Annotated in this window: 17 protein-coding genes; 9 read left to right on the forward strand and 8 right to left on the reverse strand. The window is 63.3% G+C overall.

What is annotated here, in order from left to right; all coding sequences use genetic code 11:
- Positions 1 to 18: 18 nt before the first annotated feature.
- The 5 genes from llg_RS16795 to llg_RS16815 form a co-directional block, all read right to left on the reverse strand.
- Entirely contained in the window at positions 19 to 1,437 is a 1,419-nt protein-coding gene (locus llg_RS16795) for a sulfatase (protein ID WP_338285904.1), read from the reverse strand.
- Between the two features lie 72 nt (positions 1,438 to 1,509).
- Positions 1,510 to 4,815 (reverse strand): S41 family peptidase, encoded by a 3,306-nt coding sequence (locus llg_RS16800; RefSeq protein ID WP_338285906.1) that lies wholly within the window; start codon positions 4,813 to 4,815, stop codon positions 1,510 to 1,512.
- 143 nt (positions 4,816 to 4,958) lie between these two features.
- A complete protein-coding gene (locus llg_RS16805) occupies positions 4,959 to 5,129 on the reverse strand; it encodes a DUF1328 domain-containing protein (protein WP_338285908.1) in 171 nt (56 codons plus the stop codon).
- Positions 5,130 to 5,201: 72 nt separating this feature from the next.
- A complete protein-coding gene (locus llg_RS16810; RefSeq protein WP_338285909.1) occupies positions 5,202 to 5,654 on the reverse strand; it encodes a PA2169 family four-helix-bundle protein in 453 nt (150 codons plus the stop codon).
- A gap of 222 nt (positions 5,655 to 5,876) precedes the next feature.
- The gene (locus tag llg_RS16815) at positions 5,877 to 7,802 is read right to left on the reverse strand and encodes a phospho-sugar mutase (protein WP_338285910.1); all 1,926 of its coding nucleotides are present in this window, start codon (positions 7,800 to 7,802) and stop codon (positions 5,877 to 5,879) included.
- A gap of 208 nt (positions 7,803 to 8,010) precedes the next feature.
- Here llg_RS16815 and llg_RS16820 point away from each other — a divergent pair, with 208 nt between their 5' ends.
- Together llg_RS16820 and llg_RS16825 are read left to right on the forward strand one after the other, a co-directional pair.
- A complete protein-coding gene (locus llg_RS16820; protein ID WP_338285911.1) occupies positions 8,011 to 8,892 on the forward strand; it encodes a class I SAM-dependent methyltransferase in 882 nt (293 codons plus the stop codon).
- Positions 8,893 to 8,921: 29 nt separating this feature from the next.
- Positions 8,922 to 10,094, forward strand: coding sequence for a lanthionine synthetase LanC family protein (locus llg_RS16825; protein WP_338285912.1), 1,173 nt, complete (start codon positions 8,922 to 8,924; stop codon positions 10,092 to 10,094).
- 31 nt (positions 10,095 to 10,125) lie between these two features.
- Here llg_RS16825 and llg_RS16830 read toward each other — a convergent pair whose 3' ends face one another.
- Both llg_RS16830 and llg_RS16835 read right to left on the reverse strand, forming a co-directional pair.
- Positions 10,126 to 11,355, reverse strand: coding sequence for a hypothetical protein (locus llg_RS16830; RefSeq protein ID WP_338285913.1), 1,230 nt, complete (start codon positions 11,353 to 11,355; stop codon positions 10,126 to 10,128).
- A gap of 54 nt (positions 11,356 to 11,409) precedes the next feature.
- Complete coding sequence (locus tag llg_RS16835) at positions 11,410 to 15,111, reverse strand: phosphoribosylformylglycinamidine synthase (RefSeq protein WP_338285914.1); 3,702 nt, start codon at positions 15,109 to 15,111, stop codon at positions 11,410 to 11,412.
- Positions 15,112 to 15,348: 237 nt separating this feature from the next.
- Here llg_RS16835 and llg_RS16840 point away from each other — a divergent pair, with 237 nt between their 5' ends.
- Together llg_RS16840 and llg_RS16845 are read left to right on the forward strand one after the other, a co-directional pair.
- Positions 15,349 to 17,808: a serine/threonine-protein kinase gene (locus llg_RS16840; RefSeq protein WP_338285915.1), complete on the forward strand. Its 2,460-nt coding sequence runs from the start codon at positions 15,349 to 15,351 to the stop codon at positions 17,806 to 17,808.
- Positions 17,809 to 17,828: 20 nt separating this feature from the next.
- On the forward strand, positions 17,829 to 18,530 hold the full coding sequence (locus llg_RS16845; protein WP_338285916.1) for a sigma-70 family RNA polymerase sigma factor: 702 nt from the start codon (positions 17,829 to 17,831) through the stop codon (positions 18,528 to 18,530).
- 3 nt (positions 18,531 to 18,533) lie between these two features.
- Here the strand turns inward: llg_RS16845 and llg_RS16850 are convergent, their stop codons facing one another.
- Positions 18,534 to 19,751, reverse strand: coding sequence for a DUF2264 domain-containing protein (locus tag llg_RS16850; protein WP_338285917.1), 1,218 nt, complete (start codon positions 19,749 to 19,751; stop codon positions 18,534 to 18,536).
- 168 nt (positions 19,752 to 19,919) lie between these two features.
- Between llg_RS16850 and rplI the strand changes: the two genes are divergently transcribed.
- The 5 genes from rplI to llg_RS16875 all read left to right on the forward strand — a co-directional run bounded on the left by rplI (position 19,920) and on the right by llg_RS16875 (position 23,966).
- Positions 19,920 to 20,399, forward strand: a complete 480-nt coding sequence (gene rplI / locus llg_RS16855) for a 50S ribosomal protein L9 (protein ID WP_338285919.1) — start codon at positions 19,920 to 19,922, stop codon at positions 20,397 to 20,399.
- Between the two features lie 131 nt (positions 20,400 to 20,530).
- Positions 20,531 to 21,094, forward strand: coding sequence for a hypothetical protein (locus tag llg_RS16860; RefSeq protein ID WP_338285920.1), 564 nt, complete (start codon positions 20,531 to 20,533; stop codon positions 21,092 to 21,094).
- A 64-nt stretch (positions 21,095 to 21,158) separates the two neighbouring features.
- Positions 21,159 to 21,896: a UMP kinase gene (pyrH, locus tag llg_RS16865; RefSeq protein ID WP_338285921.1), complete on the forward strand. Its 738-nt coding sequence runs from the start codon at positions 21,159 to 21,161 to the stop codon at positions 21,894 to 21,896.
- Between the two features lie 46 nt (positions 21,897 to 21,942).
- Positions 21,943 to 22,509 carry a ribosome recycling factor gene (gene frr / locus llg_RS16870; RefSeq protein WP_338285922.1) on the forward strand — a complete coding sequence of 189 codons (567 nt, stop codon included), beginning with the start codon at positions 21,943 to 21,945 and terminating at the stop codon, positions 22,507 to 22,509.
- Positions 22,510 to 22,565: 56 nt separating this feature from the next.
- Entirely contained in the window at positions 22,566 to 23,966 is a 1,401-nt protein-coding gene (locus tag llg_RS16875; RefSeq protein WP_338285923.1) for a nitrilase-related carbon-nitrogen hydrolase, read from the forward strand.
- Positions 23,967 to 24,198 lie beyond the last annotated feature (232 nt).

A 24,198-nucleotide genomic window follows, 5' to 3' on the forward strand; every position in this document is an offset into this window, starting at 1 on the left:
CCGCCAGTCCTTGAAATCCTATTCCTCGCCGCTCTTCTCGTCCTCGTCAGCCTTGGGGCCGTCCTTGCCGAGAGGAGTGGGGAGCTTGGCATCCGTCTTCTTCCACCAAGCGAGGATGTCCGTCATCAACTCGTCGCGCTTGGCATGGTTCTCAGCGGCGAGGTCGTGGTGCTCGCCGGGATCGTCCTTCAGGTTGTAGAGTTCGACGGCGTGGTTGGTGTCGAGCTTGTCCTTGCCGCCATCAAGCAACCACTCCTCATGATAGCAGAGCAGCTTCCAATCTCCCTTGCGGATGGTGGTGACCGGGCGGGTGCGGAAGACCTTGTCGCGGCCGCGCGGCACCGGGTTGTCAAGGTAACCGGGGAAATGCCAGAAGATCGATTCGCGGGGCAAAGTGGACGCTCCCTTGAACAGCGGCAGCAGGCTCAGGCCATCGAGGTTCGCGGCGGGCGTGCCACCGGCGGCGCTGACGAAAGTGGGATAGAGATCCTCGTTGATGACGGGCACCTCGCACTTGGATCCGGGTTGCACGGTGCCGGGCCAGCGCACCACGAAGGGCTCGCGGATGCCGCCTTCGTAGTAGGCTCCCTTCGCGCCGCGCAGCGGTTCGTTCGGCGACTGCGGTGTGCCGCCGTTGTCGCTGGTGAAAATCACGATCGTGTTCTTGTCCAGGCCGAGGTCGGAAAGCTTCTTGAGCAGGATGCCGACGGTGTCGTCGAGATCGTAGGTGCAGGCGGCATAGAGCGGCTTGGCGTCCGCCTTCGCGGTCTTCGCCTTGTCCTGGAACTTCGCCAGGGTCTCCGGCCGGGCTTGCAGCGCGGCATGGATGGCGTGGTGGGCGACGTAGGCGAAGAACGGTCGCTCCTTGTTCTTCTCGATGAACTCGCAGGCTCCGCGGGTGATCGAATAGGCGCGCTTCGGATCGTTCGCGTCACCCTTGCCATCCGGCGGCGGAATCAGCGCTGGATCGCTGGTGTCGAAGCCCTGTTGGAGCGGGCCGGTGCCATTTTTCGCGGAGCCCAGGTGCCACTTGCCGAAATGCCCGGTGGCGTAGCCTTGGGCCTTCAGTGCCTCGGCCATCGTGACGATGGCTGGGCGAAGGTCGGAGGTGTTCGGCACCGGCTCCATCCGGAACTGGGCTTTCGGTCCGCGCGAGGTGCTGCCCACCGCGTAGATGCCGTGGCGCGGTGTGTATTGGCCGGACATCAGGCAGCCGCGGCTCGGCGCGCAATTGGCGGCTCCCGCGTAGGCGGCGGTGAAGGTCATGCCGTCCTTCGCCAGCTTGTCGAGGTTCGGGGTTTCGAAGTAGCCGTTGGTGTTGCTGAAACCGGTGTCGTGCCAGCCCATGTCGTCAGCGAAGATCAGCACGATGTTGGGCGGCCTCTCGGCGGCGAGCGCGGAGACGGCCAGGGACAGCAGGGCGACGAGGGATCTCATGGGGTGGACGCAAAAAGGCGGTGGGAGTGAATGTCGGAAACGGGGAACGTATGACGTTTTTTCTCCCCCGTTTCACCGTCCCGCCTCCGGCTTGTAGCGGTAGTGCGGTTCGAATGGCTTCGCCGTGGCCGCGGATTTCCGCAGCGTGTCTGTTAGAACCTCGATCGCCTTGGAAAGTTGCGGATCTTTCCCAGCCGCTTGGTCCGCCGGGGTTTCCTCCACCGGATAATCCGGGGCCGCGCCATTCAACTCCATGTCCTGGTCGCCATCCGGGATGAACCAGCCGCGGAACGGCAGGCGCAGGCTGCCCGCGTCCAGAACCGGCACGGTGCCGGTGGAGATCACACCGCCCGCGGTGGCCGTGCCGACCAGCGGGCCGCGCTTCAGTGTTTTGATCGCATGGGAAAAGACCTCCGCGTTCGAGAACGATTGCTGGTTGCACAGCACCACGATGGGCTTGTTCCAGGACGCATAGACCATGCGGTCCTGCGGGTAACCCGGTGCCCCGTCCCGGCCAATCGTGGTGGCATGGCGCGGTTGGCAGAGGATGGTGAGCAGGTGGTCGGTGGTGAAGCCGCCGGGGTTGTCGCGCACGTCGATCACCAGCCCGTCCTTGCCATGGCCCGCGGCGTGGATCTGGCGTTCGAACTCCTCGAACTGGTCCCACTGCATCTTCGAGATGTGGATGTAGCCGAGCTTGTTGCCGGAGCCTTCCTCCACACGGCGGCGGCGCTCCTTCACGATCGCATCGCCCGCCAGTTCGCGGACACGGGTCCACGGGATTGCCCGCAGGGTGACATCGCGGTTCTTTCCATCCGCTCCCAGGAGCGTGAACGTTATATCCCGGTCCATGCGGCCATTCAGGAAACGCGTGTCCGGGGTGTTGGCGTCGACCGGTTGGCCGTCCACGGAAACAACCGTCTCCCCGGCCTTCACCGGCGGCTCGCACAGGGCGGCGGGGGATTCCGGAATCACCGAGCCGACCTTCAGCGGACCGCTGCCCGTGCCGTGATCGAACCGGATGCCGACGTGGCGGGTGGTGTGGAACTCGGCGGCGTCATCCGTCCACGGCTTCGGCCACGGGTTCGAGAGGAACGACAGATGGGACGCGTTCAGTTCACCCAGCAGCATCGCCACCACGCGGTCGAACGCTCGCGAGTCGGTCGCGGTGGCGGCCGCCTCCTCATACTTCACGCGCATCGCCTCCCAATCACGGCCGTTCATCCGGCCGTCGTAAAACCAATCCCGCAGCGTGCGCCAGATCTGGCGGAAATAGACGCGCTGGCGGTCGCTGCGTTTCGACTCGAAACGCGTGTCGATCGCATAGGTCGTCAGCTTGCCCTTCCGCAGCACGGCGGGCGTGTTGTCCACGATCCAGAACAAACCCTCCTTGTCATCGGTGCGGATCGGGGTGCCGCGGTTCGAATCGAACAGCTCGGGTTTCGAAGTCTCACCGACCTCGATGCGGTGCAGTCCCTTGATCTTGGTGTCCGCGTTCAAGTAGAGCACGGCCTTCGAATCCTGCGTCCACAGGATCTGCGTCGGCTCCACCGTGCCGGTGTCCAGCTTGTGGATGCGCTCGCTGAGTTCGTCGAAATCGATGCGGACGGGCTCGATGGTTTTCGCGGCGGGCTTCTTCGGCGTGGCCTCTTTCTTCGCGGGCTCGGCGGCGGGTTCCGGTTCGCCCGGTGCCTCGGCGGGCTGGGAAACCTTGTAGAGCGGATCGTCCTTCATCGCGGACTCCGCCTCCTTGGTCTTCTTGTCGCGCGGCGACTTCGCCTCGTCGTCCAAGCGCAGATGCACGTAGAAGAGCCCGGTCTTGTTCGCCAGGCGGCGGCCGGTGAAGGCGATCATGCGGCCATCCGGCGACCACTTCGGCGAGCCCTCGGTGTCGGGATGGCGGGAGAGGTCGTAGGCGGGTTTCGAGCCATCCACCGGCGCGATGAAGATGTCGCGGTTGAAGTTCTCATCCTCCGCATCGAACACCAGCCAGCGGCTGTCCGGAGACCAATCGAACAGGCCGGTGTTGCCATCCTTGTAGATCACCTTCTCGCCGCCGCCATCGGCATTGGCCGTGCAGAGCAAACCGCGGCCGGAGATGTAGGCGAGCATCTTCCCGTCCGGGGAAATGGAGAGCTTCGTCTTCGGCTCCTTGCCTTTGGTGACCTTCTGCTCTTCAAGACCGGAGGCGCGCCACCAGAAGTCCGCGGTCTTGTTGCGGCGCATGCGGAAGTAGTTCGAATCGATCCCGTCGTCCTTGCGGAAATACAGCCACGCGCCGTCTTTCGAGAAATTCGGGTCGCCCTCCCACGCGGGCGTGTCGGTGAGGCGGTGCGGTTCCTTCAGCACCGTGTCCATCGCCCACAGTTCGCCTTCGGCGGAAAACGCGATTTCCAATCCGCTGGGGGAAAAGTCCGCGTCGGTGGTGCCGGCGACCTTCCGCGTTTCATGCTCGAGATCGGGCATGTCCTCGACCGCGTAGACCGTGAGCGCCCGCGGCTCATTGCCCGGCGACCAACGCCACAGGTCGAAGCCGCGGCGGAACACGAAGGTCTTCCCATCGGCGGAAACGGTCGGGAACATCAGCCCGTCATCCTTGAAGCGCGTGAGCTGCTCGTCCTTGCCCGTGGCGGTGTCGCGCGACCACAGGTTGAACGTGCCATCGCGTTCGGAAACGTGAAAGAAGCCCGAGCCATCTGGCTTCCACAGCGGATAGCGGTCCTCGATCTCCGACTTGCCATGGGACTGGAATTTCCCGCTGCCGAACTCATAGCTCCAAACCGAGGTGGCGCGTGAACCGTGGTAGCCTTTCCGGTAGGGCGAATCGCCATCCACGGTGAACAACAGCTTGCCGCCATCCGGGGACACGCGGGCCCATTGCGCGGGCACGTCGAAGAGCAGCCGCTCCGGGGCATCCTTAGTCAGATCGATGGCGATCAGCCGCTCCGGTTTCACGTCGTCCAGGTCGCGTGGGCCGCGGACGATGGCGGTTTTCCCGTCCGGTGTGATGGACTCCAGGATCGCGCCCTCGGAGTGGAAGGTGAGCTGGGTGGCGGTGCCGCCCTCCGCGGGCATCGAGAACAGCTTCAGGCCTCCGGCCCGGCCGCTGGAGAAGTAGAGCGTCTTCCCATCCGGCGAGAAACAGGGATAGGCATCGCGCGCGGGATGGCGCGTCAGGCGTTTCGCGAGGCCGCCGTTCGAGGACGTCGCCCAAAGGTCGTCCTGCCATTCGAACACCAAGGTGGCACCGTCCGGCGACAGCGCGGGGGAGCTGGTCATCGTGATGGCGACCGCGCCTGGAGGCAGCGGATCGGCACCGGCCAGAGGGGCTGCAACCGCGGAAAGCCCCCACACCATCGAAGAAAACCTGAGACTCATAAAACGCGGTGCATACTGGCCAAATCGCCCCGGGTTTTCAACGGGGAAGGCATTCAGCCGCGATCCAGTCAGAGACGGGTAAAAAAATCCGGCCGGGGGAGGATGTCCCCTCGGCCGGAATTCGTTCGGTCACCGTGGCTCAGCTATGGAGCCTTGCCGTGGAGCGAACGGCTGAGCGCCGAAACGATCAGCAGGACCAGGAAGACCACGAACAGGATCTTCGCAATGGTGGCGGCTAGCCCCGCCAGCGCGCCGAATCCGAGGAAAGCGGCGATCAGGGCAAGGACCAGGAATGTGAGGGCCCAACTTAACATAACGTCTCTTTTCTACCGCCGGAAGACTGGGGGATCGGACGGCCTCCGGCGGAACCGTCCGACCGTGGGTGATCAAGCGTCGTCAACCATGAGTTCGAACGCGCGGATCGCGAGATCGACCTCGGAAATGGCTTCCGCGACGAGCGGAGCATGGGCAGGGGTGAGGTTGCCGCTTTCGGCCACCGAGTGGAGCGTGCGGGAGAGTTCCTTTTCCCCGCGAAGGCACTCCTCGACAACCGCACTGGGTTCGTGCTCGGAGAGCTTGTCGCGCATGCGGATCCACCAGCGGTGGACGCCCGCTTCCGTGCTGCCGGTGGTGTCGGGGCGCTGGCCGTCGGAGTGCAGCAATTCTGCGATGCGACCGGCGATGCGTTCCCGTCGGTCAGCGATGTGATGGAAGGTGCGGGTCAGGCCTTCGTCGGCCACGATCTCGGAGGCTTGGAGGTAGCCGTCACGGGAATCGACATACCGCGTGAGGACTTCCTGCAGCGCTTCCGCGTCCTGGAGAATGGTGGAAGGGTCCATGCCATTCTATTTGCAAGGCTGGTGCCATGCTTGATGTGTTGTGCGTAAGTTGCAGATCTTGAATGGAATGAGTGTATTGATCCGGGTTTCGTGAAGCCGTGAATCTCATGCATATTGCATCCCTGATTCGACGGTCTGGCGCATTCGGCGCGACCGGGTGAAACAAAAAACGGCAGCCCCGGAAGGAGCTGCCGTTTGGTGAAATCCATCGATTGAATCCGCTCAGCGGGTCTTGGAATCCTCCTCGATCCACTTCCACAGCGAATCGAGAACGGCCGCGACCTTGGCCTTGGCTTCGGCGAGATCGCCGCCCGGGGCGGCCTTGCCGAAGAGGTAGAACTTGATCTTCGGCTCGGTACCGGAGGGACGCACCGCGAAGCTGCGACCGTCTTCCAGATCCACGAAGATCATCTTCTCCTTGGGCAGCGCGTCGCCTTCCTGGTCGAAGAGGTCGTGGGTGGCGAAGTCGCGGACCTTGTCGACCTTCACGCCGTCCGCGGTCTGCGGCGGGTTGGTCGAGTAGGAGGTGGCCAGCGCCTGGATCTTCGCCGCACCATCGGCACCTTCCATGACGAGCGACTTGCCGCGCTCGAGGTGGTAGCCGTACTGGGTGTAGATCTCATCAAGCAGCGCGACGATCGACTTGCCGACGGACTTCGCGTAGGCGGCGACTTCCGCGAACATCACCGCCGCGCCGTTGGCGTCCTTGTCGCGGACCGAGTCGGAGCCGAGGTAGCCGTAGCTCTCCTCGCCGCCGAAGACGAAGAAGCGCGAGTATTCCAAGCGCAGTGCGCGGGTTTCCGCTTCGGAAAGGGAACGGTAGTCGCCGCCCTTCTTGTCCGCCGGGATGGCGTTCTCGTACTTGCGGAGCTTCTCGGCGATGTATTTGAAACCGGTGAGGGTGTCGACCAAGCCGATGCCGAAGCCGGTGGCGATTTCCGCTTGGAGCTCGGTGGTGACGTAGGTCTTGATGAGCACCGCGCGATTGCGGGTGGTGTCGTTCAGCCAGCCGAGATCGAAGGCGGTCTTCACGCGGTACCAGGCCATCAGCGAGCCGATCTGGTTGCCGGTGAGGAGCTGCATCTTGCCGGCGTCATCGCGCACGGCCACGCCCATGCGGTCGCAGTCCGGGTCGGTGGCGATCACGATCGAGGCGTTCTCCTTCTCCGCGAGGTCGATGCCCATCTTCAGCGCCGAGGCGTTCTCCGGGTTCGGGGAATCGACGGTCGGGAAGCGGCCGTCCTGGATGTCCTGCTCCGGCACGGTGAGGAGGTCGAAGCCAAGGTCCTTGAGCATCGGCTCGATGATGTGGCCGCCGGTGCCATGGAGGTTCGAGTAAACGACCTTGGTGGCGGCACCTTGCAGGAGTTGAGGCTGCATCAGCAGCGTCTTCAGGCGGGCGTGATAGAGGGCGTCGAACGCCGCGCCGAGGACGGTGAGCTTGCCGCGCTCGGATTCCGGCAGGGCGTCATAACGCTCGCTGGCGATAGCGTTCACCTCGTTGATGATCGCGGTGGCGTGCGGCTCCACGATCTGGGCACCGTCGTTGAAGTAGGCCTTGAAGCCGTTGTCGGTGGAGGGATTGTGGCTGGCGGTCAGCACCACACCGGCGTCGGCACGCAGCTCGCGGATCGCGAAAGACAGCTCCGGGGTGGAGCGGGGGCCTTCGAAAAGGTAGGCGTCACAGCCGAAGTCGGTGGAGACCTTCGCGCAGAACTCGGCGAAATCGCGGGAGAAATGGCGGGTGTCGTGGGCGAAGACCAGCACCGCCTTGCGGTCCGGGCCGGCGAATTGCTTCGCATAGGTGATCAGCCCGCGCACCGCGCGGCCGACGTTGAAGAAGTTCATCGTGGCGGTGCCGGCGCAGGGATGCTCCGGGCGGTCGTTCGGGCCGCCCTGGCCCTGTTCGGCGGTGGTCACTACCTTGCCGATCGTCCGGCCGCGCAGGCCGCCGGTGCCGAAGGCGAGGGTCTTGAAGAAACGGTCGTTCAGTTCGGTCCACTCGCCCTTTTCGACGAGTTCGGTCACGGAGCGCAGGGCCACGTCCCCGGTCGCGCCGGCGAGAAGGGCTTCGATGTTGGTTTTCGCGGCGGCGAGGAGTTGGCCACCGGCCACGGCCGATTCGAGTTGTGCGGTGAGAGCGCTCATTCGCGGTTAGGATAGGACGGCGGAAATGATTCTGGCAATCGTCGGGACGTTTTGAACCACGGATGAACACGGATTGGCACGGATGATGAGAAGTCAGGAGAGTGAGGAAATCCGGGCCACGAATCTTTATCCGTGTCCATCGGTGTTCATCCGTGGTTGGATTTCTGGCTGGATACCCGGCTTCCGGCGGTTCATGGCAATGCCGCCCATGCGAGACCTCCTCCACGCCGCCCTGAAACGCCGCGCGCCGCTGCTCACCCCGGACACCGACGCGGTCCGGCTGGTGGACGCGGAGGGGGACGGCTTCCCGGACGTCTATCTGGAGACCTTCGCCGACCGCTGGCTGGTCTCGACCGCCCACGGCGGGTTCCCGCGTGGATTCGAGCGCCCGGACAAGCCGGTGTATTGGAAACGGCTCGACCAGCACCAGAAGGAGGCACCGGTCCACATTTCCGGTCCCTCGGTGGAGGAGCCGTTCCTGATCCGCGAAAACGGCGCGGCCTTTGAGATCTCGTTCCAGTCCGGCTATTCGCAGGGGATCTTCCTCGACCAGCGCGACAACCGCGCCGAGGTCCGCCGCCGCATGCAGCCGGGTTTGCGACTGCTGAATACCTTCGCCTATACCGGCGCGTTCTCGGTGGCTGCGGCGCTGGGTGGTGCGGAAACGACCACGCTGGACCTGTCCCAGCCGTATCTCGACTGGGCGAAGCGGAACTTCACCCACAATGGCCTCGATCCGGCCGCGCACTATTTCTGCAAGGGGGACACTTTCCATTGGCTGAAGCGCTTCGCGAAACAGGGCCGCCAGTTCGATGCCATCGTGCTCGATCCGCCGACCTTCTCCCGCGATGAGAAGGGCAAGGTCTTCCGCGTGGAGACTGACTATGGCGAACTCGCGGGCCTTGCGATGGCCTGCCTGGCACCGGGCGGCTGGTTGCTGTGCTGCACCAACTGCCGGAAGCTCGATGACTTCGGCTTCGACCGCCAGATCCTCGCCGCTTCCCCGAAGCGCTTGAAACTCCGCCATTCGCCGATGCCCGCGGACTTCACCGGTGATCCGTATTTGAAGTCGGTGTGGGTGGAGGGATGAGAGCCCGGAATTGAAAAGTGGAATGGCTGATGAACGATCTGATCGCTGCCGCTGACTCCGTATATTCCTTCATCAATCGCACGGCTGAGAAGGTGCCGGAGGGATATCGTTGGAAGACGGTCGATTACACCGACCACCCTCAGTATCACTTCAATGTCTTCAACGGTGTGGGTGGAATCCCTCTTTTTTTACGGGACTATCATCTTCTCACCGGCAACACGCGGGCACTGGAACTAGCCGAAGGAGCGGTGGCATGGTGCATTTCGGATAACCCCGAAGTCTGCAATCACCAGCGTGGAGTCCAGTTGGGTAAAACAGGCATCGCCTCCGTGTGCCTTTACCTTGATGGCCTGTCGGGATCAGGGACGCTGCATCCGTTCTGCCAATCCAACGCGGCCCACCTCCTCAGCGAGCCGGTGGGGCCCATCACGGATCTGCTCAGCGGTGAAGCGTCCAATGGCTGGTTTTTTCTCAAACTGTGGGAAAGGACCGGCGCTGACTTGTATCTCCAAGGAGCGATCCGTTGTGCGCGCTGGATCTCGGAGCAATTGATTCGCGATGAGCTGGGGACGTATTGCCTGGTGAATCCGGACGGATCGTGGGGGCGCGTTCCCTATGCAGGCTTGAGCCACGGCACCGCGGGTGTGGCTCATTTCTTCGCGTTGCTTTTTCAAGCAACCGGCGACGCCACGTGGAAAGCGGTCGCTCACGAACTGTTGGAGACCTTGGTCCGCCATGCGATTCCCGATCACGGGGGATTGAACTGGAGTATCAAGCTGGGGGAAAAGGCATTGCTCCGATGTCAGCACAGCCACGGGGCTTCCGGGATTGGGGGTGTGTTCGCCAAGGCTTCGGCAGCTCTGGGGGAATCCGACTTATTGAAAGTCGCCGCCATGGCAGGAGAGGCGGCCTATCAATACGGGGACTTTCGCAACAATCCCACCTTATGCACGGGATTGGCCGGCAGTGGGGAATTGTTCGTGGAGCTCTTCAAGTTTACGGGGAATGAAATGTGGTGGGATCGTGCCAAGGAATTCGCGCGGCTGGCCATGGGCTACAAAGCTTCGTTGCCGGAGGGCGATTGCTGGCCCACCGATACCGCGGGTCTTTATTCCGCGGACTACGCCTATGGCGCTTCCGGAACCGGGCATTTCTTCCTGCGAACGCTGCGTCCGCTGGAGTTCGAGATGCCGCTGCTTTGACATCGGCGTAAGTGGGGGAGGCGTCGCATCGTTACTCCGCTTTCGCTTCCGGCTGGAGCTTGAAGGAATGTGTGCCGGGACGAAGGAATGCATCGTTTTCGTTCTCTTCCGTCTGCGCCTCGTATCCTTCTGCTTCCGCTCGGATGAAACGTATGAAGGGAGTGGTGTGACGGAAGGAATAGCGGCCCTTTTCATCCGATACGACCGGTGTGAAGTGATGATCGTCTCCCCAATTCATCTTTTCCCTTTTGTGCATGGAAGGAGCGAGGGTGACCGTGGCTCCGGAGATCGGATGTCCGTCAGGGTCTGAAATGGCGCCCTGATAGAGATAGGGCGCGTTCGTCGCGAAAGTGCAGGTGATCGAGATCTCCTTTTCGTCCGGAAGGGGAGTGATTTCGTCCAGCGGCAGATCCGACGATTTTCCGCGCACGCTGGTCTTCACCCAATAGCGGTCGTGGTCATCGGCCGGAGCGATGATGAAGGTGTTCGGGTAAATGCCTTTGATCGTGAAATTGCCCTTTGCGTCCGTGACGGTACCTTTCTTGAGGATGTCAGCACCGTAGCCGGTGTGGGTTCCCGCGCCGAGATTCTGCCAGATCTGGATGGAGCCTTGGGTGGGATTGCCCTTGGCATCGAGGAGACGGCCTTTGAGTTCGATGCCAGGTTTCAGCCGCAGGGTCAGCGGAGTGATTACATCCTTCAGAACGAGGGGATTGGCGTTCCATTCCTTGCGGTAGCTTTCCAGATAATACGGAACCGCATCCGGTTGCATGTGGACGATCCGGGGACTGACGGCAGTGCTCTTCTCTCCGTCCTGAGCTATGAGATGATAGGGACCCCAGCCCGGAGCTTGATCGTTGTCATATTGGGAGACGCAAGCCAGTTGGAAGCGGGCTTTTCCTCCGGCGTCCGTCTTGACGCGCCATGGGGACGAGGCGGGTTCCGGTTTGTTCTCGTTGTCCGGGTCGAATGCGTTGTGGAGATTGGAACGGTCGGTGCCGATCAGGTCGATGACGATGCCCGGTGCGGGCTTGCCGTCGGGCCGCAGCAAGGTCACGTCGAGGGTGCGTGATTCCGGATCTGCCGCAGCGAAGGAAAACAGCGATGCCCACACGGCGGCGGGCATGAGGAGGTGTCTCATGACGGGTTCATACATCGCAGAATCGCACGCGTTGTCGAGTGGTCTGCATGGAGTTGAGCCTTTAGGCGAGGCGGAGTCTGGGAATGGAGTTTTAGCCGCAAAAAGGCGCAGAAGGCGCAAAAAGAAAACGGCCGGGAGTCCGTGAGGAGTCCCGGCCGTTGCAAAGGATCCGTGTTACGCGAAGTAAGTCACGCCTGCCTTGAACAGCGGCTGGTGCTTGTCGCCCGGGATGTTGCGGGCGACTTCGATGCCGCGGCGCTCGGTGTGGCCCATCTTGCCGAAGACCCGGCCGCAGGGGCTGGTGATGCCTTCGATGGCATACATGGAGCCGTTCGGAGTGACGGTGATGTCCATCGATGGATTGCCGTGCTCGTCGCAGTACTGCGTGGCGATCTGGCCGTTTTTCGCCAGTGCGGCGATCACTTCCGGAGTGGCGAGGAACTTGCCCTCGCCGTGCGAGACCGGGATGGTGTGGAGATCGCCCACCTGCGTGTTGGCCAGCCACGGTGACAGCGTGCTGCTGATGCGGGTGTGGACGTAGCAGGAGATGTGGCGGCCGATGTCGTTGAAGGTGAGCGTCGGTGCGTCGGCTTCCGAATCGCGGATCTCGCCGTAGGGGACGAGGCCGGTCTTGATGATCGCCTGGAAGCCGTTGCAGATGCCGAGGATCAGGCCATCGCGGTTCTTGATGAGATCCATCACCGCGTCCGCCACGCGCGGGTTACGCAGCACGGTGGCGATGAACTTGCCGGAGCCATCGGGCTCGTCACCGGCGCTGAAACCACCGGGGAACATGAGGATGTTCGACTCGCGGATCTTGTCGGCGAAGGCTTTGAGCGACTCCTCGACGTGGCGGGAGGTGAGGTTGCGGAACACCAGGATCTCGGCGTCGCCACCGGCCTGGTTGAAGGCGCGGGCGGAATCGTATTCGCTGTTGGTGCCGGGGAAGGCGGGGATGAGCACCTTCGGCTTTGCAGCGGAATGCACCGAATGGACGGCGGCCGGACGCGCGGCGGAGAAGAAGGTTTCCACCTCCGGGTGGGCCGGTTCGCAGGCGGTGGTGTAGATCGGCTCCAGCGTGCCGGTCCAGGCCGACAGCAGCTCGTCGAGCGGGTAGGATTCACCCGGCAGCGCGAGCACCGCTTCCTCGACCGTGCGACCGATTTCCTGGGCTTCCAGCTCGGCGGGCAGCGGCTCGCGGTGCTCGATGACGAAGGACACGAAGCGCTCGCGTAGCACATCCTCCACGGTGCCTTCGAAACCGATGCGGTTGCCGAAGGCCATCTTCGCCAGCGCCACCGCCAGACCGGCGTGGCCCGGGGCGTGCAGCGAGAGGATCTTGCCCTCCGCGTTCAGCGTGTGGAGAAGCTCGGCCACGGCCTTGAGCTTTTCGAACTCGGGCAGATTCTCGGCATCGCGCGGGATTTCCACCAGCGACACCGTGGTTCCGATCTCCTTGAACTCCGGCGACAGCGCGCGGCTGGCCTTGCCCGGCGCGAGCGCGAAGGATACCAGCGTCGGCGGAACGTCGAGCTCGTTGAACGAACCGGACATCGAGTCCTTTCCGCCGATTGCGGCGAGGCGCAGCTTGTTCTGCGCGTGGAAGGCACCGAGCAGCGCGGCGAAGGGGAGGCCCCAGCGGGCGGCGTCGTTGCCGAGTTTCGGGAAGTATTCCTGAAGCGTCAGGCGGATGTCGGACAGGCGCGCGCCCGCGGCCACCGCCTTGCAGACGGATTCGGTCACCGCATAGACCGCGCCGTGGAAGGGCGACCACGAGGAGAGGTGGGGATTGAAGCCCCAGCTCATGAAGGTGGCGGTGTCGCTTTCGCCATGGATCAGCGGCAGCTTCGCGGCCATCGCGTCGGGCGGGGTGAGCTGGTGCTTGCCGCCGAACGGCCACAGCACGGTGGCCGCGCCGACGGACGAGTCGAAGCGTTCGCCGAGGCCCTTCTGCGAGCAAGCGTTGAGATCGGCCAGCGCGTCCTGAATGGTGGTGAAACGCGGCACTGCATCATCGAACTCACCTTCCGGCGCATTGACGTGCACCTTCGCGCTCTGTTGGACGCCATTGGTGTCGAGGAACGCGCGGGACAGATCGACGATGGTCTTGCCGCGCCAGCTCATCCGCAGGCGGCCGTGGTCACCGACGATGGCGACCTGCACGCACTCGAGGTTCTCCTTGTCGGCTTCGGCGATGAAGTAGGCGACTTCGGACGGGTCGACGCAAACGGCCATGCGCTCCTGCGATTCGGAAATCGCGAGCTCGGTGCCATCGAGGCCGTCGTATTTCTTCGGCACGGCATCGAGATTGATGTCGAGGGACGGTGCGATCTCACCGATCGCCACCGACACGCCACCGGCGCCGAAGTCGTTGCAGATCTTGATCTTCTTCGTCAGCTCCGCGTTGCGGAACAGACGCTGGATCTTGCGCTCGGTCGGGGCATCGCCCTTCTGGACCTCCGCGGAATTTTCCAGTGCGGTGTCGGTGTGCTCTTTCGAGGAACCGGTGGCACCGCCCACGCCATCGCGTCCGGTGCGGCCACCGATGAGCAAGATCGCATCGCCCGGGGCCGGGGAGCCACGGAACACCTGCGAGCGCGGGGCGGCGGAAACGACCGCGCCGATTTCCATGCGCTTCGCCACGTAACCGGGGTGGTAAACCTCCGCCACCTGGCCGGTCGCGAGACCGATCTGGTTGCCGTAGGACGAGTAACCGTGGGCGGCCACCTGGCAGATCTTCTTCTGCGGCAGCTTGCCCGGCAGAGTATCGGCGAAAGGGGTGAGTGGATCGGCCGCGCCGGTCACGCGCATGGCCTGATAGACGAACGAGCGGCCGGAAAGCGGATCGCGGATCGCGCCGCCGAGGCAGGTCGCGGCACCGCCGAAGGGCTCGATCTCGGTCGGGTGGTTGTGGGTCTCGTTCTTGAACATCACCAGCCACTCCTCTTCCTGGCCGTCGATCTCGACCGGCACGACGATGGAGGCGGCGTTGACTTCCTCGGAGACTTCCAGGTTGTCCAGTTCACCGGATTTCCGTAGCTCCTTCATCCCCATCAGCGCGATGTCCATCAGCGTGACCGGGCGGGTGGAGGCGGGGCCGTAGACCTTCTCGCGGGTGGCGAAGTAGCTCTGCCACGCGCGCTCGACCACGGACGCGCCTTCCTCGAAGGTCGCCTCGTCGATGCGGGTCAGGAAAGTGGTGTGACGGCAGTGGTCGGACCAGTAAGTGTCCAACATTTTGATCTCCGTCAGGCTCGGATCGCGCTTCTCCTCGTCGCGGAAATAGGTCTGGCAGAAGGCGATGTCCGCCTCGGACATGGCGAGGCCCAGTTCCTTGCGGAACGCGGCCAGCTCCTCGGTGCTCTTCGCGGTGAAACCGGCCAGCACGGCCACGTCGGCGGGCACGTTGATCTTTGGCTGGAGCGTTTCCGGCGTTTCCAGCGTGGCCTCGTGGGAATCGACGGCGTTGATGACGAAGCTCTTGATCCGCGCCAGGTCGTCGCCGGAGAGGCTGCCTTGCAGCACGATCACCTTCGCGGAGGCCACCAGCGGGCGCTCGCCGCCGGTCAGGATTTGCACGCACTGGGCGGCCGAATCGGCACGCTGGTCGAACTGCCCTGGCAGGAATTCCACCGCGAAGGCGACCTCGTCTTCCGCCAGCGCGAGGGCGGGGGAGACCACGTCCACCTGCGGCTCGGACAAGATCTGGCGGGTGGCCGCGGCGAACTCGGCGTCCGTCAGTCCATCGATGTCGTAACGCTGGATGACCCGGAGGTTCTCGATCTCATCCAGGGAGAGCGATTCACGCAGGTCGTGCAACAGGGTGCGGGCCTCGGCGTTGAATTCGGTCTTCTTTTCGACAAAAATGCGGTTCATGGGGCGTGGAAAGGCCGCACGGCCTTTGGAGGCGTCGTATGCTAGAAACCTGAGCCCGGAGGGCAAGGGGAATGAGCCGGGAGCCGGTTTTCCGATTCCGGGGCGCGAAAAACTCGCGGCAGCGTGTAATTCCCGGCAGGTTTTCCGTCAGGAAAGAATGTGAACCCGGAATCCTGCCCGTCCTGCCACCAACCGTTGCCCGAAAACGCCCCTGCGGGCCTTTGCCCCGCCTGCGTCATGCGGGCGGCCTTCGCCTCCGTCCCGGTTCCCAGCGGGCCCTCGGTGGAGGAGCTCCAGGCCGCTTTCCCGCAGCTTGAGATTCTGGACTATATCGGCCAGGGAGGCATGGGGATCGTTTACAAAGCCCGCCAGCCGCACCTCGACCGCCTCGTGGCGCTCAAGATCCTGGCCCCCGGGCTGGCGGAGGATCCGGGGTTCGCCGAGCGCTTCATCCGCGAGGCCCGCACCCTCGCCAAGCTGACCCATCCCAATCTCGTCGCGGTCCACGACTTTGGGGACAGCGGGGGCTACTACTACCTGCTGATGGAGTATGTGGACGGGGTGAACCTCCGTCAGGCGATGTCGGCGGCCCGTTTCACCCCGGAGCGGGCCTTGGATCTGATTCCTGACCTCTGCGCCGCTCTCCAGTTCGCCCATGACCACGGAGTCCACCACCGCGACATCAAGCCGGAGAACATCCTGCTCGATGCGAAAGGGCGGGTGAAGATCGCGGACTTCGGCATCGCCCGCCTCGCCGGGGACGATCCGCGCGAGGTCTCGCTCACTCTCACCGGGGCGGCGCTCGGCTCCACGGCCTACATGGCTCCCGAGCAGATCGAACACCCGGACGATGTGGATCATCGGGCGGACATCTACAGCCTGGGCGTGGTGTTTTACGAAATGCTCACCGGCGGCCTCCCGCTCGGCCGCTTTCCGGCACCGAGCGAGAAGTCGAACTCCGATCCGAGGCTCGACGAGGTGGTGTTCCGTGCCTTGGAAAAGGAGCGCGATCGCCGTTACCAAAGCGCCGGAGAGGTGAAGAGCGGCGTCGAGGGATACAGTGCGTCCCCAGCGCGCCCGGTGATCGCCACTGCCGCAACGACGGCGAGCGGGCTTCCCAAGCTACCTCCCGCGGTCGCCTGGCCGCTGGGATTGGTAGTAGGAGGGATCGCCTCGTCCTTGTTGGTGCTGATGGCATTGCCGGACGGTTATCCGCGGGTGATCGGGCTGAAGCTGCTCGGGCTCTTCGGCGAGGATTACTCCCTGTTGGCAGATCATCCGGTGCTCAGGTTTCTGTTCATCTTGTCGGGCTTCGCCCTTGGTTCCGGCTGTGTGTGGGGGATTTGGAATCTGAATCTGATGAAGCGGTGTAAACTGCCCTCGGAGGGCCGAAACTGGCTGAATGTCGCGGTGGTCTGGCTGCCGATCGTCGTTTTCAGCATCGTGGTGTTCAGCCGGGCTACGGGATGGGCGTTTTGGACCGGACCTCAAGGGGATGTCAGGCTGGGGAATGCGCCTCGTGAGTTGTATCTGTGGATTCCATTTTTCTGCGTGTATGGAATGACACGGATACTCTCCGCGGTGACCGCCGTGAGGGGGCGGGTTTCCCGCCTCGGGTGGGTGAGTGCGCTCCTGACGACGGTGCTGCTGTTGGCGGCACAACTCCTGACCAGGCACCTCCGGAGCCACTGGAGTGAACGTGGCTTCCAGCCCTGCGATTATTCGGTGGTGGTTGGAAAAACCGAACTTCCCCCTGAGCAGGTTCGGCAGGAGATCGAAGAGGCGGCGCGGACGGCTGCCGGGCCTTATTTCGATAAAATCAAGCCGACCTTCGACGGGATGGTGCTAAGGGCCGGTTTCGTGGATGATCCGTCTCTTTTGGAACTGGCTCCTCTTTTAGGAGCATCATCCGGGACCAACCAAATGCGGTCGTCTTTCAGTATCGCCCAGATCTTTGATCAACGCCTGCGTGCCACTCTGCCTTTCGCGATCTCAAGTCGGCTGCATGCCTCGAATTTGGATCGGGACGAATGGTTTCAAGACCGGAGGGAGATGGCGGCACCTTATCTGGCGATGGGGGCTCTGGCCGTGGTATCGTCTGCTTTGGCGGGACGCAGCCGGTTTTCCATCGGCCTGATTCCGGTAGTCTGTGGCCTGGGTGCTTTGGGGCTTTGCCGCTGGATCCCGCTTCCGGCGCTTCCGGCGGATTTGATCGGACGGATGATTTCGGGTCCCCAGTTGGAAGAGATAGCCGAGGGTTTCTCTTTCCCGCGCGAAACCCTGAAGACCTTGGTCAAAGCGGCAAAGGAAAAGGACGTGAAGACTTTCAGGGAGGGGTTCACGCAAACCTCCGAGACTGCAAAGAAGACGGACGCGGAATTGGCGGCAGGGATGGATCCTCCACCTTACGATTATTCCTCGCCGTCCGCCTCCATCGCTTCGCTCTACCGGGCTGTGGGCAATGGCGATGTGAGCGCATTCGAAAGGGCCTTCTCCAAAGCCACGATGGCGAAAGCCCGCGAACAACAACCGGATCCGGTGGCGAGAATGAAACAGGTGGATCGCGGGCAAATCTTGCTCGCGGAAGTCCCAGAGGGTGCAACCACGGTCCGCGTCGCCATGAAGCGGGAGTCGGATGGCCAGTCCGTCTACGTCCGAATGATTCTGGAGGACGGGGACTGGAGAATTGACCGTTGAGCAGGAGGTCTTTGAAACGCATGACCACTGGTTCCTTTCATCCCACCCGTTGGACGTTGATCCAGCGCGTCCACGGTCGCGGGGATGATGCGAGAGCGGCGTTGTCGGAGCTGTGTTCGATTTACTATGAACCGGTGCGCGTCTTTGTCGCGCAGTGGACCGCCGGCAGGGAAGGTGCGGACGATCTCGTGCACGCGTTCTTTGAGGATGTCTTGCGGCGTGAGAGCTTTGGCCCGGCGGCCGATCCCGCACGGGGCCGTTTCCGCAGCTACTTGCTGGGAGCCGTGAAGCATTTCCTGCTGAAACAACGTGGCCGTGAACAGGCCGCGAAGCGGGGCGGGGGAATCGAGCCGGGGACTCTCGATGAAGCCGCAGCTGGCGAATGGAGGGAATCCGCCGCGGAACTGGCATTCGATCGGGACTGGGCGCTGGCTTTGATCCGGCGGGCGGTGGAGAACTTGGCACAGGAGTCCTCCGCCGCGAACAAGCTGCGGCAGTTCGAGAGCCTCAAGCCGTGGTTGGACGGCGGTTCACCGGGGTCGGTGGAGGAGGTGGCCAAAGAGCTCGGGATGACCGCCAATGCGGTGCACGTGGCGATCCATCGGTTGAGGCAGCGGTTTCTCAAACTGGTTCGTTTCGAGGTGGAGTCCACCACGGCCAGCCCGGCGGACGCAGCGGAGGAGTTCCGGCATTTGGTGAATGTGCTGGTGGTTGCCGGGTAGCGACTACTTCTCCTTGGAATCGGAGTAGGCATGATCCCCGGGAACGTCTTGCCCGGCCCAGATCCGCTTCTGCGTCCAAGGCTCGGCGGGCGCGGTCCAGAACGGATCATTCGCCGGCAGGCCGAGGTGCAGCAGCCCGGCGGTACACATGTAAAGGCTGCCGGTGGAAACGTAGCCGTCCCGAATCGCGGGCTGGTAGCCGACCGCTCCGACCCGCAGCCAGCCCTTGTCATCGAAGGTGCCCGGGGTTTCCAGCGTTTTCCGGATTACCGCGGTGAGGGCACAGCGGGCAGCGGCGGGAGAGACTTCCTTCGGCAGTTCATGCCGCAGGGCCATCAGCGAAAGCACTTGGAACGCCCCGAACCGGTAGGCGCTCGACCGCCCGATCACCGGGAAGGTGCCCTCCGGGGAAATCATCCGCTCCTGCACCTCCGCGTAGCGCCGGGCCCGGCCCACGGTATCCGGCAGCAGCCGGGCGTTCGGATCGCCCTTTTCCTTGCAGACCTCCAGCACAGCGATCAGCGCGGGCTGGATGACATAGCTGTTGTAATAGTCCCAGTGGAGCTGGGGGCCGTCGCCGTAGGTGCCATCGCCCAGATACCACTGCTGGTGCTTTTCCAGCGCGTAGGTGATAGGGCGCATTTCGCATTCACCGGTGAAATGCCAGATCGCGGCCTCCACCAGCGCGGAGAACAGCAGCCAGTTGCTCTCGCCCGGCTTGATCTTCCGGGTTTCCTTCAGCGCGGCGATCACGTTGGTCTGCTGCTGGGGCGTCAGCGGCTTCCAGAGCTGGTCGGGAGCACGCAGCAGCGCCAGCGACAGGAACGCCGTGTCCACCAGGGGCTGGTTTGGCGTGGAGAAATCGAGGCGATCCGGCGAAGCTGGGTCGGTGGCGTTGACCAGCGCTTTTCGGGAAAGCGTGATGTATTCGGAGCGCAGCCGACCTTCCGGCGAGGAATCCGGTCCCAGGGCCAGCCACGGCGCAATCCCGACCATCGTGCGGCCAAAGGCCTCCAGATGGGTGAACTTGCGGCGGCCCTCCTCGCCGGGGCCGAGCGGCATGTTCTTTTTCAGCTCTCCTGCTGCCAGCGCGGACAACACCGGTCGGGCGATGCGGTCGAGCGCCTTCACCGTGTAGATCCGGTCCTGCGCCCCGGTTTGCTGGGCCCGGACGGGGACGACGAATGCCAGGACAACGGCAAAAAGGATCGAAGGGCGCATCTCAATAGGTTCTACCACAGGGAAGGCATTTATTACGACGAAATGGCCATTTTGGCGGGAAATGCTTCAGAAAAACTAAGTAATTCTGCATTTCCATAGCATTCTCCTTGACCAGAGACGCTGCGCTGGCTAATTCCGCGCCCCCACGAACGACCCACGTCCTTCATTATGGCCAACGCTCAAGTCATTCTCCGCGAAAAAATCGAAGGCCTCGGCAGCGAAGCCGATGTCGTCAAGGTGCGTGCCGGTTACGCCCGCAACTTCCTCGTTCCTCAAGGCAAGGCCTACGAAGCGAACAAGTCGAACCTCCGCCACGTCGAGAACCTGAAGGCCGCCCGCGCGCAGCGTGAAGCCGCCGAGCTGGTCGAAGCCCAGGAACTCGCCAACAAGATTTCCAAGATCAAGCCGAAGTTCACCCTTTCCACCGGTCAGGGCGGCAAGGCGTTCGGTTCCGTCACGAACATCGACATCCACAAGGAACTCGAAGCCGCTGGCATCGTGATCGACCGCCACGCGATCGAGCTCGAGAAGCCGGTCAAGAAGTCCGGCAAGACCGAGGTGTCCGTCCGCGTCCACCCGCAGGTCACCGCGACCCTCACCATCACCGTCGAAGCCGGTGAGGAAGAGGAAACCGAGGCCCAGGCCTAAGTTTTCCGGGAAACCATTTCGAAGACCCCGCTTGCTCCGGCAGGCGGGGTTTTTGTTTGTCTGGATATGGAGTGCAGTCGGCCCTCCGATTCCGCCTAGGCATTTCCTGCTTCCTCGCCCATGGTGGCGGAATGAAACGGACTCTTTCCGTGATCGGCGCCCTGCTGGTGGCCACCCCGGCCTTCGCCACCACCATCAACATGGTGCCGATCTTCCAGCCGCTCAGTCTCCATGGCACGGATGGTGACAAGGTGATCACGGACATCGGCGAGGCGCTCCAGGCGACCGTGATGCCCACGCCGATGGTCTTGACCGGTTCGTTTCCGGAAACACTGGTGGACGCGATCAACCAGCCCCACAAGGTTCCGACCAACAACCCGAACTACAAGGTCCCCGAGGCGAACCTGGTGGTGCTCTGCCGCCTCGGAATCGCGGCGGAACTCTCCGAGGGCGGGGCGGGCCTGCGGGTCCGGCTGGATGTTTCGGGGCTGACGATTCCCGCGGAAATCGATCTCACCGCCCGGCAGGTGCTGAAGCTGACCATCGTCGCGATCCGGAAGACGCTGGAGGACTACCAAAAACTCCAAACCTCACCGCTCGAGGTCGCCATCCAGATCGAGGGCGCGGAGGGCGGCAAGGCGCCGCTGCGCGACCTGACGGCGAAGTTCCAGCTGCCCGGTGGCGAGGAGGACTGAATTTCCGTCATTTCACTTTTCAAAGGGTGGGGCGATTGGGTTTGATCGGCGAGAGCCTAACCGCATGAGCGACACCACCCCAACCCCCGCCAAGTTCAAACGTGCCATCCTGAAACTGAGCGGCGAGGCACTGCGCGAACCGGGCTCCACGGACAACATCTCGCCCGAGATCGTCGACCGCATCGCGCTTGAGATCCGGGACGCCGTGAAGAGCGGTCTCCAGCTCGGCGTCGTGGTGGGTGGTGGCAACTTCTGGCGCGGTGCTTCGGCTTCCGCCCGCGGCATGGACCGCGCCACCGCCGACTACGTGGGCATGCTCGCCACCGTGATGAACGCGCTGGCCGTCCAGAGCTCTCTGGAGCACCACGGAGTGAAGTGCATCGTGCAGTCCGCCATTGAGATGCAGAATGTCGCCGAGCCGTTCATCCGCCGCAAGGCCGAGCGTCATCTTGAGGACGGCTTCGTCGTCATCTTCGCCGCCGGCACCGGCAGCCCGTTCTTCTCCACCGACACCACCGCCGCCCTGCGCGCCAGCGAGATGCGTGCCGACGTGATCTTCAAGGCGACCATGGTGGACGGCGTCTATGACTCCGATCCGAAGAAGAACCCGAACGCCAAGCGTTACGAAACCGTCTCCTTCCAGGAGTGCCTTTCCCAGCAGTTGAAGGTCATGGATGCCACCGCCTTCAGTCTCTGCATGGACAACCACATTCCGATCATCGTGTTCGACATGGCGCCTTCCGGCAATGTCACCCGAGCCCTGCTCGGCGACCCGATCGGCACGGTGGTCAACGGCGGCTGAACCGCCGCTCCGCCCCTTTTTCTCCCAACCACACTTCCTTATTCCCATGAGCGCTGAAGACACCCTGCTCGAAACCGACGATGCCATGCAGAAGGCCGTCGAGTATCTCCTCCACGAATTTTCCGCCGTCCGCACCGGCAAGGCCACCCCGGCCCTGATCGAGAACATCGACGTGTTCGTGCGCGCCTACAATAGCGTGATGAAGCTCAAGGGCCTCGCCATCATCACCACTCCGGACGCCCGCATGCTGGAGGTGAAGGCCTTCGACCCCACCACCACCCAGGACATCGAGCGCGCCATCCGCGAGTCGAAACTGGGTCTCAACCCTGCCGCCGCCGGCACCTCGCTCCGCATCCCGATCCCGGAACTGTCCGAGGAACGCCGCCGCGACATGGTGAAGCTGGTCAAGCAGCTCGCGGAGGAATCCAAGGTCCGCATCCGTGCCGCCCGCAAGGAAGGCATCGACGCCGGCAAGAAGCTCAAGGCCAGCAACCTCCTCACCGAGGATGGTCAAAAGGACCTCGAAGCCGAGATCCAGGAATACACCAACAAGTATGTGAAGGAGATCGACTCCCACACCGCCCACAAGGAAGCGGAGTTGATGAAGGTGTAATCCGTATAGATCGGTAGCGACAAAGCCACCGGGACAGGGCATGTTCCGGTGGAGAGATGAATACCAAGCTCCGCTACCTGCTCGCTTTCCTATCCGGCGGAATCGCGGTCTTCGCGTTTCCGCCGTTTTCGTGGAAGGTGCTGGTGCTGGTGGTTTGGCCCCTGCTGTTCGTTGCGCTCCGAGGCGCGGGCTTCAAGACTGGCACGCGGCTGGGAGTGGTCCACGGACTGGTGCTTTACGCCATCGGCCTCTCGTGGTTCTGGCATATCTTTTCCGCCATCTCGATCGCCCTGTGGCTGATGCTCGCCTTGTTCACGGGGTTGGCGGGCGGGTTGATCGGGTGGGTCAGCCTGCGCCACCGTGGTGCCCGGTGGTTGCCGCTCTACGCCGCGGCGGTGTGGACCGGCATCGAGTATTTCCGCAGCGAGTGGTTCTACCTGCGCTTTCCATGGATGACTCCGGGCTTGGCGCTCGGTCCCTCGTGGCTTTCGCCGTGGATCGGCGTGTATGGCGCAGGCTTCGTCGTGGTGCTGGTGGCGGCGTGGTGGGCGTTGGGGAAGGCTCCGTGGCGGTGCCTGGGGTTCGCGGTGCTGGGGCTTCTCATGAGCCCGTTTCCGACCACTGTCTATGAGGCGGGGAAGGAGGTGCCGGTGCTCACCGTCCAGAACGAGAACAACGACTTCGTGTCCTATCACGATGCTTCCCGCACGTCCGGATTCCAGGATGGCGTGATCCTGTGGCCGGAATACTCCACGCCTTACGAGGTCCGCCCGGAGCAGGCGGAATGGGCGAAGTTGAAGTCCCTCGCCGCCGATGCCCGTTCGGTGGTGGTCTTCGGCACGGTCAAGCCGCTGGCGGCTGCCAAGCATTACAACGTGGCCCGCACCATGGATGAGTCCGGCGAGCTCGGCTGGCACGCCAAGAACCGGCCGGTGCACCTCATGGACGACGGCGAGCCGGGGAAAACCGCCGTGCCGGTGAAGACCCGCTTCGGCCATCTCGGGACTCCGATCTGTTTCGATTGCGACTACACCGAGGTGGTACGTCGAATGACGGTCGCAGGCGCGGAGGGTTTCGTGGTGCCCAGCATGGACGCCGCCTCTTGGTCGGCCCGCGAGCATCTCCAGCACGCGGAGTTGTTCCGCCACCGCGCTGCGGAAAACGCCCGCTGGTTCGCCATCGCCTCCACTTCCGGCATGACCCAGTTCATCGATCCCCGCGGCAGGCGGGTGAAGTCGCTGCCGCTGATGGAGCCGGGGATCCTGCGCGGGAGCATCTGGCTGCGCGATGACCGGACCTTTTTCAATCGCGCGGGCTGGGTGTTCCCGTGGATCGTCAGCGGAGCGGCGGTCATCGGGACGGCGGCACTCATCTTCATGGGGAGGAAGCGGAGAGTGGTTTCGTCAGTGGAGGTATTCCCCCCTGATGCGGTTCTTGAAGGGGATGCCAAGCGGTAGTCCTCTCGCGTGGGAGATCGCAAGGGCCTTGCGGGCTCTGGATTTGGAGTGCGGCGAGCAATCGCCGTTTTGGGTGCAGGAGAGAATCGACGGGATTTGAAGCAGGCTGCCGGGCCGGGAATGAACCAGAGATGAGATGGTTCTGGAACGAGGGAGAGGGTTGGCGAACGCAGGTGTTGTACCCGGCGATGTCTCGCCTCCGCTCAAAGCGGCGATTGCTCGCCGCACTCCA

This window comes from Luteolibacter sp. LG18, from assembly GCF_036322585.1.
GTDB lineage: Bacteria > Verrucomicrobiota > Verrucomicrobiia > Verrucomicrobiales > Akkermansiaceae > Luteolibacter.